We start from the raw sequence: 13,694 nt of genomic DNA, 5'->3' as shown, positions 1-13,694 counted from the left end.
TATCCCATTTAAATGACTACTAAATTCTGTATCAATCTGAGACTAACACACTGGTTATTAAGCTTTTGTTTTTGATGGTATAGGCATAGTCTTGGTGAGACGCGTTTCTACAAACTCGCCTTGATGCTCAGCACCCAGTTCTTTGCAGAAACGGCGCTGTACACTGTTTCCTTGATATAGATCGACACACAAAGGCTCTGGTGAGGCGGTGTCTAATAAACTACCTGAGTTATCACTAGATTTCTTTTGATAAGCTCGAAGCTGATAAGTATCCGCCTCGACAAAATCATGAATCATCGCAAAACGCTCAACATAGCCCAAGTTGTTTTCTGGATAAAAATTCACTTGTACTTCTCGTTTGGCTGGCTTTACCCGTGCATAGTAATTGGTTAGACCGGCGATGCCTGAAGCCGATAAAGGTACAATTTTTATCTCATTTTTATGAGTAATCGGTGTCATATCCATTTTCATGGTGACTTTCGAACGGTTATTGCTACTGTCTGCTGTCATCGCAACGACCATCGTAGAGTTTATAGGCTCATGGGTATCCGTAGCTATCACTGGCACTTTATCTATTCTCGCAATTTCACAATGATAAGTGCCTATGCAAGCAATGTTTACTTCACCAGCGACAGGTTGAATCTTACCTGCCCACGCTGTTGCGCTTTCTGCCTCATCTATTTTCTGGTAGCCATTCATGAGCTGACAGCCTGACAACCACAAGCTGGCAGCAACAATTGTACTTGTCCATAAAACATAACGTTTTTTATTCATAATGACGGCTACTATTCATAAGTGAAATAATAAAATACTTTACAAAACCATACTTCATTTTAGCCAGTTCGCCGCCATAACTCAACGCTACATTACTGTTGTTCAGCAGTTTTATGAGTAATAGCTATCAATTGATTGTCTAGGCTCGCACTTCATTAAAGATCCAAGGCGTTTTTTGCATCATTTGTTGCTCATACTCTTTGATAGCATCACTTTGCTGTAAAGTGAGACCGATATCATCAAGACCATTTAGCAAGCAGTGTTTACGGAAATCATCCACTTCAAAAGCGTACTCTTCACCTGTTGGCGTAATAACGACCTGACGCTCAAGATCAGCAGTCAGCTCGTAGCCTTCATTAGCAACGGTCGCTTTCATCAACGCATCGACGATATCTTCCGCCAGTACAATTGGGAGCATGCCATTTTTAAAACAGTTGTTATAAAAAATATCAGCGAAGCTTGGTGCAATAACGGTACGAAAGCCATATTCTGAAAGCGCCCACGGTGCATGCTCACGGCTAGAGCCACAGCCAAAGTTTCTGCGTGCCAGCAAAATATTAGCACCTTGATAACGTGGTTGATTGAGAATAAAGTCTGGGTTGATAATGCGTGTGCTATTGTCCTGACCTGGATAGCCTTCGTCGAGATAGCGCCAATCATCAAACAAATTGACACCAAATCCTGTGCGTTTAATAGATTTTAAAAACTGTTTTGCGATAATTTGATCGGTATCGACGTTTGCGCGATCTAAAGGGCAAACGATACCTGTTTGGGTGTTATAAGCTTGCATAAAATTTCCTATCAATGATGTTTTTATTGATGTGTATCCGTCTTAGAATGTGCGTACATCTACAAAGTGACCGGCCAATGCTGCTGCTGCTGCCATCGCTGGGCTAACAAGATGCGTACGACCACCATTACCCTGACGACCCTCAAAATTACGGTTAGACGTAGAAGCACAATGTTCTTGTGGCTCAAGCTTATCGGCGTTCATGGCTAAGCACATAGAACAGCCCGGCTCGCGCCATTCAAATCCAGCATCCGTAAACAGGGTATTCAAACCCTCTGCTTCCGCTTGTAGTTTCACTTGACCAGAACCCGCAACCACAATAGCTTCTTTAATATTGTTAGCTACTTTACGGCCTTTAATTACCGCCGCTGCATCACGCAAATCTTCGATACGTGAGTTGGTGCATGACCCAATGAAGATACGATCTAGTTGAATATCGGTAATTTTTTGACCCGCTTCTAGCCCCATATAGGTATAGGCACGTAACCAACCTTCTTCTTGTGCTTCATCCACAGCTTGGTCAGGCGTTGGCACTGACTGAGTGATGTCGACGACCATTTCAGGTGATGTACCCCAAGACACTTGCGGCGCTATTTGGCTACCATCAATCTCAACCACACTGTCAAATACTGCATCATCATCTGAATACAATGTGCGCCAGTATTCTTCAGCTTGTTGCCATTGTGATTCTGTTGGCGCATAAGGACGACCTTTCACATAGTCGATAGTGATGTCATCGACCGCAACCATACCTACGCGAGCACCGGCTTCAATGGCCATGTTACAGACGGTCATACGACCTTCCATACTCATCTCTTCAAATACTTGCCCAGCAAATTCAATCGCGTAGCCTGTGCCACCCGCTGTACCAATTTTTGCGATGATGGCCAGTACAACATCTTTCGAGGTCACGCCAGCACCTAGCTGACCAGTCACACGAATTTGCATATTTTTTGATTTTTTCTGAATCAGGCATTGAGTGGCCAATACATGCTCCACTTCAGACGTACCGATACCATGTGCCAAGCAACCAAGTGCACCATGGGTCGCTGTATGTGAATCACCACAAACGACTGTCATGCCTGGTAATACAAGGCCTTGCTCAGGACCAACAACATGCAAAATTCCTTGACGAGCATCGTTGATCGTAAATTCAGCGATATCAAACTTAGCACAGTTATCATCCAAGGTGACCACTTGCAAGCGTGATACTTTGTCTTTGATACCAGACACGCCTTCTAAGCGCTCTTTAGACACCGTTGGCACGTTGTGATCAGGACTCGCGATATTGGCAGACAAACGCCATGGCGCTCGATTGGCCAATTCCAAACCTTCAAATGCTTGCGGACTTGTCACTTCATGCAGTAGATGACGATCGATATAAATGAGGCTCGAACCATCATCACGTTTAGTGACTTCGTGAGCGTTCCAAAGTTTGTCATATAACGTTTGACTGGCCATGTTGCTATCCTTTATTGGTTGCTAGCTACTTGATTACTCGATGGCTTACACCATAATAAACGAGGATTCTATTTAAAATTTATGTTTATGTATAACGGCTTGATAGTATTTACTTATCAATGCCTATTGGCTTAAAACTGACATTTTTCAATAAATACTTTCATCAAAACAGATCTATCAGGACATCTCTACTCTATAAATACAAAATAACAATTCTCTATTTTTTTATATTTATTGCTGCAATTGAGGCTCAAAACAAGTTTTATAGCGTCATTTATCAAGTTAATCTAATAAATATGTCACAATACGTCCTGATGTCTTGTGATTATAGCAGGCTAATCCTATAATAATAATTGATGATTTTTGACCAGACGCAAACTTTTATTTCTAATACATTGTGATTAGGCCAGCCAACTTTTATTTATAGCTCGATAAGTAGCTAAGGACATCCGCTTGAACACCACAAACTTAACGACTTTCGTCACTGTTATGCACACAGGCAGTATTTCGGGCGCGGCAGAAAAGCTGTTTATTACTCAGCCTGCTGTCAGTAAACGCATCAAAAATCTAGAAGATGAATTTAATATTACGTTGTTTGACACAGTAGGACGCGGGATTGTACCGACACAAGCAGCCAATGAGATGCTACCACATGCCAAACGTTGGTTAGAAGATTATGAAAATTTCAAAATCAACCTACAGCATTCTCAACATATCGTATCAGGCAAACTGGTCATCGGCACCAGTCATCATATAGGCTTGCATCATCTAGCGCCTGTGCTTAAACACTTTATTCAAGCTTATCCTGCCGTACAGTTAGAAGTACATTTCGTTGATTCAGAAAAAGCACACAAGGCCGTGCTAGATGGCGATTTATCGTTGGCTTTCGTCACGCTGCCACCTGTGTATGATAAGCGCTTGACCTATCACACGCTATGGTCAGATCCTCTCTACTTTATGACAGGCACTCTATCGCCTTTAGCAACCAAGTCTAATGTCACCTTAGAGCAATTGGCCCGTTATCCTGCTATTTTGCCATCTGCCAATACCTTTACCAGTCAGATTACCTTAGCTGAATTCGCCAAGCACAATCTTAAGCCTTATGCCACGATGAGCACTAATCCACTTGAGTCTATTCGCATGTTGGTTTCTGTTGGGCTTGGTTGGTCAGTATTGCCACAGACCATGATCAGTCAAGATTTGGAACGTATCGATATGGCTGATAACGTTGAGCTACAGCGTCATCTAGGTGTTGTAATCAATCCAAAACTAACACAATCTAGCAGTGTTACTGCTTTGCTAGACTTGCTTGCTCCTATCGAATAAAAACTGCTCTCTAAAGATCAATTTCTATAGTTACAATTGGAACAATTTATTGGGTCAAAAAAGCACGCTATTCGCATTTGCGTCAGTCATACGTTATAATACACTCGGCGTTGTCTACATAACAAAAACTTACCATATGAACACTGATAGTCATATATTGAAGACTTCTAGTAAGATATGATGGTTAGTAGTAGGTTTGATGGTTTTAAATGATTGGTTATACAGGCGGCTTATATTGATATATAACGAGCAGATGCGAGCAATTAAGACAGATAGAAAGAGCGTAATATTTCTATTGCTCTCAAATGACTGCTTAATTAGTATTCGCCCTAAAACAGCATCAATCATATAAAACTAACAACAGATATTAAATAAAAGCCATTATGTCCTACTTAATGGCTTTTTTTGTCTTTAGATATTGTTTTGGACATCGTCTTGTAACACTTAATATTTATAGTTAAAAATAATTACAGCCAACATGGTTGGTTAAGGATCATTTATATGAACGGAGTTTCTAGTGGCGTGCTGATATCACTCGGTGCCTATTTCTTAGTGATGATTGGGATTGGCATTTACGCTTATTTTAAGCAAGCCAATGATACTGAAGGCTATATGTTAGGGGGTCGTAACTTAGGTCCAGCAGTAACAGCACTTTCGGCAGGTGCATCAGATATGTCAGGTTGGTTATTACTTGGCCTACCTGGTTATATGTTCGCCGATGGTGTGGTTAGTATTTGGATTGCCCTTGGTTTGACATTAGGCGCATTCTTGAACTATCTCATCGTAGCACCGCGTCTTCGTGTTTATACCGAAGTAGCTGATAATGCTATTACCCTACCTGATTATTTCGCCAACCGCTTCGAAGATAAATCACATATGCTACGGGTTATTTCAGCCGTGGTTATCATCTTGTTCTTCACTGTTTACACCGCAGCCAGCTTAGTAGGTGGTGGTAAACTATTCGAAAGCTCACTCAACCTTTCTTACAGCACAGGCCTATGGGTCACCGCTGGCGTGGTTGTCGCATACACCTTGTTTGGTGGTTTCTTAGCTGTATCAATGACCGACTTTGTGCAGGGCGTTATCATGCTTTTTGCCATGGTTATCGTACCGGTTGTTGCTTTCACAGACTTGGGTGGTATTTCTGCCACCACAACGGCTGTTAGAAATATTGACCCGAGTTTGCTAGACATTACCAGTGGTATGACGGTTATTGGTATCGTTTCTCTGATGGCATGGGGCTTAGGCTATTTTGGTCAGCCACATATTATTGTTCGTTTTATGGCGATTCGCTCAGTAAAAGACGTTCCTACTGCGCGTAATATCGGTATGAGCTGGATGGTAGTTAGTCTTGTAGGTTCATTGATGACTGGTTTTGCTGGTCGCGCTTATGTACAAAAAACTGCGATGACACTAGACGATCCTGAAACTATCTTTTTAGTATTCACTCAGTTTTTATTCCATCCACTGGTATCAGGTTTCCTATTAGCCGCTATTTTAGCCGCTATTATGAGTACGATTTCTTCACAGCTATTGGTGGTATCAAGCTCACTAACCAAAGATGTGTACAAATTGTTCTTTGATCAAGATGCACCAGAAGCTCGCCAAGTATTGGTTGGACGTATTTCTGTAGTCGCCGTTGCTCTAGTATCAATCTTACTTGCCTCTAATCCTGAAAGCTCTGTACTAAGCCTTGTATCTAACGCATGGGCTGGATTTGGTGCAGCATTTGGACCATTGGTTATATTTAGCTTGATATGGCGTGGTATGAACCGCAATGGTGCGGTTGCCGGTATGGTCATTGGTGCTTTGACCGTCATTCTATGGATATATGGTCCATTCGAGATGAATGGTATGGCATTGAATAGCTGGTTATATGCTATCGTTCCAGGCTTTGTATTAAGTACGATCGCAATCTTTGCTGTTAGTATCATGACTGGTGGTCCAAGACCTTCAGTATCTGCTAAGTTCGAAGAGATGGAGCTGAACCTAAACAAGTAACTTTGTTTAGCACTTTTAGCTTACTACAACAAAAAAACCTCGCCATCATTGGCGAGGTTTTTTTGTTGATTGCAATTAATACAAAAGTAACTAGAACTTAAATCAACTCGCTTTGGGCTTGTCGCTTAGTACCTACCGTATGTTGGCAATGCCAAATTGCTATAACGACAGTACCAATACCTCTATTTTCTTTGTGAAAGGATATAAACAGTTGTTAATTATTCTTTCAGACTGTCATGTAAAGATTCCATCAATAGATCGCTATAGTATCCAATCGTAGCGCTATACTTCTCAGATAACCCTACATAGCATACAAGCTGAAACTCTATAGCTTACACCCTAAACCCCCTATATAGCTTCAGTCTACCTAACCAACAGTCACTTATCACTTTCCCTATATTTACTTATAACGATTGCAGCAATCAGCATTTTTTCACTGAACAGCATGTCCTATTATTCGTTATTAAACTCTTTATAAGAAAGTCCATATAAAACACGCCATAAAAAAGCGACCTTTAGCAGATCGCTTTTTTTTACTACATATCAGTTATCAGTTATCAGTTATCAGTTATCAGTTAATACTATTTTGCTTGATAAGAAACTTTTAGACCAGCGATGAAGCCATCATTGTCTTGGAAGTCACCAACGAGTTTATCACTAGGTAACTGTCCTTTTGCATCACCGAACCACAGATATTTACCACCAGCTGATACAGCCCAGTTCTCAGTGAAATTGTACTTAGCACCAAGACCAACGCTATAGTAACCTTCAACAGGGCCTAACGACGTCGTTGGATCACCAGCGCCACTATCCCAACCAACCGTACCACTGATTGCTAGTGCTGGTGCTACACGTTTAGCTAAACCAAGCTCTACCATCCACTGATCTTCAGTATATTCAACCAAGTTTAGACCATCAGGGCCATAACTTATTTTACTAGTATCATTATAAAGTGGTGGTGTAATGACAAAATCACTCCACGGTACCCAGCGTACTTTTGCCGTCGCTAGTGTCGTAGGATTGATACCAGTTTGAAAATCAAAGTTTACTGATTTAGGTGTAGTAATCTCATAGTTACTGGCTCTATTTGATAATGCCGTAGCCTGTTCTGCAGTTGCTCCTGCTGCTACGGCTCTGATAGCTACTAACGGGTAACTCTCAGCGATATCTACATTGTGTTCAATCTCAGAACGGTACGTCAACGCCGCTTTTAGTGCAATTTCAGGCTTACTATAGGCAATACCTGCGATGTAACCATAATCCATATTAGGATTGCTGGTTGAGGTGTAACCACTAGCAGGGCCGTAAGCCAGTCCACGTAGTTTGGTTTCAGCTTGAATACGCTGTGCCACTGGGCCACCATACACTTGGAAGTTTTTGTTAGCGCCAAACTTCATTCCAAGAATACCAGTTAGGCTTTGGCTACGAACCTCTACATTGGTATTTTCGCCAGCATTACCCGCCTCGGCTGTTGCTACTGCAACTGCTCCACGCAACCCGTCTAATTGAGCTTGCTGTGCTGGGGTTAACACACCTGCTGTTTCTCCTGCAGCTAGTGCACCAATTCCAGCTTGTGCTGCTGCCAGACTCGGAGCAGCACCATTAGTAATAGAAGAAATGGAAGCATCCATATCCCCTTGCGATACAAAGTTGCTTTGAGTATATTCAGCTGCCGCACCAAAAGGTTCGTCATATAAGACACCAACACTGAAAGTATCATTGATATCGGCTTTTACGCCATAGCGGAAAAAGTCATAACTTTCAGCGATATCGCCCGTTTTATCACCACGTACGTAATCATTTTGAGAAGGATTAGTATTAGCACTGTCGTAACCACTCACATCAGCATCGATGTAGGTATAAACGGCTTCAGCATAAGTGCCATCTTGGAAAAAGGCGGTGACATCTTGACCTGAACGATCGAGACCAGCTGCATTGGTGACGCTGGCTATAGAAAGAGTAGCAATCGCTACTGCGAGGGTTTTCAAATGAAAGTGATTGCGCATTGTGTATCTCCAACGGTCCTTGTTGTATTACTACTTTAACAATCAATATATAGCATTGTTGCGCTTAACATTGAAGTTATCAAAGTCGTGTCCTAAGTTGAATACTAATGCCTTTTTGACACTAAAACAACAATAAAAGTGCTTTATTTCCCAATTATGACTGGACAGTACAAATACCATATAAATATAATACTAGTATATGTTTTTAAGATATGATTATTATTTAAATCACTGTTAGAGTTACTTAGATATAATAGCGAGATAAGAATTTGATCATAATCAAGCCCCTAGTAAGCTATGCTTATTTTCTTCAAAGATAGTAATGCACGCACAAAAAAACGACTCATAATGAGTCGTTTTTTTTCGCCGCTAAACTATACATTCAACAATATGATGGACGTACGCCTTATAGCGCTTGGTAAGAAACTTTTACGCCAAGTACAAAACCGTCATTGTTTTCAAAGTTAGCAACAGTGTCACCAGTTGGCACTTGACCATCAGCATCACCAAGCCATAAATATTTACCACCAGCTGAGATTGCCCAGTTTTCAGTGACATTATACTTAGCACCTAAACCAGCACTATAATAGCCTTCAGTAGGTCCTAATGAGGTCACAGGGTTACCAGCACCACTATCCCAACCTACCGTACCACTTACTGCTAGAGCTGGCGCCAAACGTTTGGCAAGGCCTAGCTCAACTACCCACTGATCTTCATCATAGCTTACTAATGGTAAACCATCTGGACCATAACTAAGTTGGCTCACACCATTATATAGTGACGGTACAATTGCAAAGTCACTCCATGGTACCCAACGTACTTTGGCAGTCGCTAAAGTCGTTGGGTTAATACCCGTTTGGAAATCAAAGTTGACTGACTCAGGGGTAGTAATGTCGATACTACTACTTCTGCTTGATGAAAGACCTAGTGCTGATATGGCAGAATCTGGTATCAAACCACTATCAACGAAAGGATAAATTTCAGCAGCATCAGCTGTATGCTTGATTTCTGAGCGATAGGTCAATGCTGCTTTCAGTGCAATTTCAGGCTTGCTATATGCAACACCAGCAATATAGCCATATTCTTGATCTGTACTAATATGCGTCGTATAACCATTAGCAGCACTATAAGCTGCACCGCGCAGCTTTACATCAGCTTGTACACGTTGAGCGACTGGGCCGCCATATACTTGGAAGTTCTTGTTTTCACCAAATTTAGCACCAACAATAGCAGTAATGCTTTCGGTACGTACTTCTACATTTGTACCTTCACCATTTCTAGGTGAAGCGGTATTTTGGTCGACGAAGTTATTGTCACCACTATAGTCAGCCGCAGCACCAAAAGGCTCGTCATATAAGATACCAACACTAAAAGTCTCATTAACGTCTGCTTTTACACCATAGCGAAAGAAATCATAAGATTCTGCGATATCACCAATTTTATTACCTGAGACATCATTGCCTGTCACATCAGCATCGATATAAGTATAGACGGCTTCGGCATAGGTGCCATCTTGTAGGAATGCGGTGACATCCTGACCTGAGCGATCAAGACCAGCAGCACTAGCAATGCTAGTAATAGAAAGTACAGCAACAGCTACTGTAAGAGTTTTTAAATGAAAGGTGTTGCGCATTATATGTCTCCAAACGTCCGCATTGTTTTACTGCCTTACCCATTTTTGACGAGTAAGCAGTATCCGAGATGGAGAATAGTAATGATTTTCGAACATTAAAACAACTATAAGAATACATTATTTCTTCATTATGACCAGATAGTCATAATATAGTGCCTTTATATAAATACGTGAATATAATTTTATTAACGGTTCAACATTTATATGTATCAATAATGAGGCGGTCTGTCTGCCATCACATCAAATGGTGCAATGCCAGTTTCTGTATCTTGACTATCCACTTGTTTATAAATCAGCTGCAACTGTCGCTGTAATGTCTGAAGATCCTTATCTTGACGTGCAATCACTGCATCGAGTCTCTCTACTGTCATCTCAAGATGCGCCATGCTCATTTGAAGGTCAATGACTTGTTGCGTTTGTAAATCAACCTGCATAGCTGCGTCGTCTTTTTTAGCGTTGTCTTGAGTGTTAGATTGATTCATGTCTTTCTCTGAGTTATCGTAAATATAAAGCTAGTAGGATTGGTTATATAAGCAAATGAGTAACCGATATATTACCGCTATTAAAAAATAAGGCTTTTAAAACAGTAGCTATAAATAGTGTGTATAAAACTATTTACACGCACTACAGTCACGTAGTGGCATGTTATACTGCTAGCAATTCTGCAACAACCCCTACCTCACTATTATATAAGCTTAAGATATTCTATGGCACTGATACATTTAAAAGATATTCACCTTGCATTTGGCGTCGCTCCTGTACTTGATGGCATTGATTTTGCTATTGAAGCAGGCGAGCGTGTCTGTCTAATTGGCCGTAATGGCGAAGGCAAATCTACCTTATTTAAGCTGATTAGCGGCACCTTACAACCTGATAGTGGCGAAGTTATTATCAATAGTAGCGTACGTGTTGCGATGCTAGAACAAGACGTTCCTGAAACCAGCGGACGTATTTTGGATATCGTGATGGGTGGCAGCCGCCGCACGGCCGATCTGCTTATCAACTATAACGCCCAAACTGACTTATGTGCGAATGGCGATATGGATGCCTGCGAGCGTATGGCTGATTTGCAACATGATATCGATGCCGTACATGGCTGGGATCTAGAGCGCGAAGCAACCCGCCTTATCAAAACCATGGGGCTCAACCCAGACGATGATTTGTCTTCATTATCAGGTGGCCGTAAGCGCCGTGTGCTACTAGCACGCTCTTTGGTAACCAAACCTGATGTACTGCTTCTCGATGAACCAACCAACCATTTGGATGTTGATAGTATTGAATGGTTAGAGCGCTTTTTATTAGACTGGCAAGGTCTGACACTATTGTTCGTGACCCATGATAGAGCATTCGTTAACAAACTATCGACTCGCATCATTGAGCTTGATCGTGGTCAATTGACCAGCTATGACGTCACCCAAGGCGAAGGTGGCTACGCACGCTATCAAGAGCTAAAAGAGCTACAGTTACTGGCTGAAGAAAAGAATAATGCTAACTTTGATAAAAAGCTGGCACAAGAAGAAGTTTGGATTCGTCAAGGTATTAAAGCCCGTCGTACCCGTAATGAGGGCCGTGTCCGTGAGCTAAAAGCATTACGTGAAGAGCGTAGTGATCGCCGTGAGCAAGTTGGTAATGTCAACATCACGATGGGTCAAGGCGAGAAAAGCGGTAAGCTCGTCTGTAAAGTTAAAAACTTACATCTTGAGTATGACGGCAATGTATTGGTTGAAAACTTTACGACGACTATCATGCGCGGCGATAAAATCGGTATTGTCGGACCTAACGGTGCTGGTAAAACCACCCTTATTAAAGCCCTACTTGATATGTCTGATGACGAAGTCACAAAGTCTGGTAGCGTTGAATTAGGGACCAACCTAAAAATCGCTTTCTTCGACCAGTTGCGCGATCAGTTAGACCTTGAAGCCAGTGTGGCGCAAAACGTCTCAGAAGGCTCGGATTTTGTAGAAGTGGGTGGTCGTAAGACGCACATCATGAGCTATTTACAAGACTTCTTGTTTGCTCCAGAGCGTGCACGTACACCAGTTAAAGCATTATCAGGTGGTGAGCGTAACCGCGTCCTACTTGCCAAGCAATTATTGAAGCCTGCCAATATTCTGGTACTTGATGAGCCAACCAACGATTTGGATATGGCAACACTTGAGCTATTAGAAGAGTCAGTCGCCAGCTTTGGCGGTACGATTTTGCTCATCAGTCATGATCGTTCATTCATGGACAACGTCGTTACCTCAACATGGGTATTTGGCGAAGACGAAGATGGCAAAGGTACTGTCAGCGAGTATGTCGGTGGCTATCAAGAGTATTTGGTACAAAAAAATCGTGAAGAAGCAGCAAAGGCGGCTAGAGCACCAGTAATCAATACAGCAGGTAAAGCAGCCAATAAACCAACAGCCGCAAAACCCAATAAAGCAGCCAAGAAGCTTAACTTTAATGATCAACGCGAACTGGATAATTTACCAAAAGAAATCGCGGCACTAGAAGCTGAACAAAATGATCTACAAGAAAAACTGGCAGATGGCTCTTGGTTCAATAGCGACTTTGATGCGGCGACTGCTGCTAGTGAGCGTCTATTGACTATCGAAGATGAGATGATGAACAAGCTTGAACGCTGGAGTACGCTAGAGGGCTAAGTATTCGTTTTAGGTTCTTTGATAAATGCTTATTTGATGAACATTTATAGTGGTAAGCAGTTAAATATTAAAAAATAATCACCACTTGATTGTACAAAGTGGTGATTATTCGTTTATAGCGACTTACAAAGCAGTTAGATAGTGAAAGTTACCTTAATTTCAAGTATCATTCGCTATTGCTAAATATCCTTATTAATTATAAGGTCATCCGCATTTATAATCCTTGCTAGAAAACAGAGTCCAGATAGTGATAAACCATCTACTTTACTTAGGTTATCGCTTTCAACCTTATAATATATCCTATTAAGGTTGCTTTATTTTTAACGCAATAATTTATTTTATCACCGAAATAGCTTAGAATAGCAACAATTAGCAAAATTAGGCATAGCCAAAGTGGCTTGATATTATATATTTTATAAGTCACAAACCCAGTGTGGGATAATCCCATTTCATTCACCTGGAGGAAGTATTAATGAGCCAAGCCGAAGGCGTTAATGTACAACGCCGTAGAGTTCTTATTGCCTCAACTGCCGCGATTGGTGCAGTTGGAGTCGCTGCTGTGGCAACACCTTTTGTCCGTTCTTGGTATCCAAGCGCTAAAGCTGAGGCTGCAGGGGCTGCAGTGACCCAAGACATTGGTTCTATCGAAGCAGGACAGATGATTGTTGTCAAATACCGTGGTAAACCTATCTATGTGGTTAAACGTACAGAAGAAATGATTGCAGGACTAGAATCAGTCAAGCCATTATTGTCTGATCCTGAGTCTGCAGCATCGTTACAGCCTGAATACTGTACCAATCCTACTCGCTCTTTAGAACCAACTGTGTTGGTCGTCGAAGGCGTTTGTACGCATCTAGGCTGTGCACCGAACTATCGTCCTGATGTTGGTGCAGCTGATTTGGGTGGTAATGACTGGTTTGGTGGATTTTTCTGCCCGTGTCATGGGTCTAAATATGACTTAGCCGGTCGCGTCTTTAGTGGCGTTCCAGCACCGCTTAATTTACCTATTCCAGAGTACAACATGGATGGTACCATCTTGACGGTTGGGGAGGCTTAAT

At 41.7% G+C, this 13,694-nt stretch carries 10 protein-coding genes; 4 read left to right on the top strand and 6 right to left on the bottom strand.

All coding sequences use genetic code 11. From position 1 onward, the window contains the following. Positions 1-57 precede the first annotated feature (57 nt). From I6E83_RS14055 to leuC, 3 genes are all read right to left on the bottom strand, one after another. On the bottom strand, positions 58-774 hold the full coding sequence (locus I6E83_RS14055; RefSeq protein ID WP_197102803.1) for a hypothetical protein: 717 nt from the start codon (positions 772-774) through the stop codon (positions 58-60). A gap of 139 nt (positions 775-913) precedes the next feature. Next, complete coding sequence (gene leuD / locus I6E83_RS14050) at positions 914-1,564, bottom strand: 3-isopropylmalate dehydratase small subunit (RefSeq protein ID WP_110922531.1); 651 nt, start codon at positions 1,562-1,564, stop codon at positions 914-916. A 42-nt stretch (positions 1,565-1,606) separates the two neighbouring features. Then, entirely contained in the window at positions 1,607-3,025 is a 1,419-nt protein-coding gene (leuC, locus tag I6E83_RS14045) for a 3-isopropylmalate dehydratase large subunit (protein WP_110922530.1), read from the bottom strand. Positions 3,026-3,478: 453 nt separating this feature from the next. Here leuC and I6E83_RS14040 point away from each other — a divergent pair, with 453 nt between their 5' ends. Together I6E83_RS14040 and putP are read left to right on the top strand one after the other, a co-directional pair. Further along, the gene (locus I6E83_RS14040; protein ID WP_110922529.1) at positions 3,479-4,351 is read left to right on the top strand and encodes a LysR family transcriptional regulator; all 873 of its coding nucleotides are present in this window, start codon (positions 3,479-3,481) and stop codon (positions 4,349-4,351) included. A gap of 501 nt (positions 4,352-4,852) precedes the next feature. Beyond that, the gene (gene putP / locus I6E83_RS14035) at positions 4,853-6,352 is read left to right on the top strand and encodes a sodium/proline symporter PutP (RefSeq protein ID WP_110922528.1); all 1,500 of its coding nucleotides are present in this window, start codon (positions 4,853-4,855) and stop codon (positions 6,350-6,352) included. Positions 6,353-6,933: 581 nt separating this feature from the next. On the opposite strand, the gene I6E83_RS14030 is transcribed toward putP, so the two are convergent. The 3 genes from I6E83_RS14030 to I6E83_RS14020 all read right to left on the bottom strand — a co-directional run bounded on the left by I6E83_RS14030 (position 6,934) and on the right by I6E83_RS14020 (position 10,473). Then, the gene (locus I6E83_RS14030) at positions 6,934-8,358 is read right to left on the bottom strand and encodes an outer membrane protein transport protein (RefSeq protein ID WP_197102801.1); all 1,425 of its coding nucleotides are present in this window, start codon (positions 8,356-8,358) and stop codon (positions 6,934-6,936) included. Between the two features lie 406 nt (positions 8,359-8,764). Further along, complete coding sequence (locus I6E83_RS14025; RefSeq protein ID WP_197102799.1) at positions 8,765-9,991, bottom strand: OmpP1/FadL family transporter; 1,227 nt, start codon at positions 9,989-9,991, stop codon at positions 8,765-8,767. A 209-nt stretch (positions 9,992-10,200) separates the two neighbouring features. Then, the gene (locus I6E83_RS14020) at positions 10,201-10,473 is read right to left on the bottom strand and encodes a SlyX family protein (protein WP_197102797.1); all 273 of its coding nucleotides are present in this window, start codon (positions 10,471-10,473) and stop codon (positions 10,201-10,203) included. Positions 10,474-10,698: 225 nt separating this feature from the next. On the opposite strand from I6E83_RS14020, the gene I6E83_RS14015 reads away from it, so the two are divergent. Together I6E83_RS14015 and petA are read left to right on the top strand one after the other, a co-directional pair. Further along, the gene (locus I6E83_RS14015) at positions 10,699-12,636 is read left to right on the top strand and encodes an ATP-binding cassette domain-containing protein (protein WP_197102795.1); all 1,938 of its coding nucleotides are present in this window, start codon (positions 10,699-10,701) and stop codon (positions 12,634-12,636) included. Between the two features lie 472 nt (positions 12,637-13,108). Next, complete coding sequence (petA, locus tag I6E83_RS14010) at positions 13,109-13,693, top strand: ubiquinol-cytochrome c reductase iron-sulfur subunit (RefSeq protein ID WP_110922523.1); 585 nt, start codon at positions 13,109-13,111, stop codon at positions 13,691-13,693. The last annotated feature ends 1 nt before the right edge of the window (position 13,694 follow it).

Source organism: Psychrobacter sp. SZ93C1, from assembly GCF_015864635.1.
GTDB lineage: Bacteria > Pseudomonadota > Gammaproteobacteria > Pseudomonadales > Moraxellaceae > Psychrobacter > Psychrobacter fozii.
The sequence above is the reverse complement of the archived record's forward strand: the minus strand, read 5'-3'. Positions and strand labels throughout refer to the sequence as shown.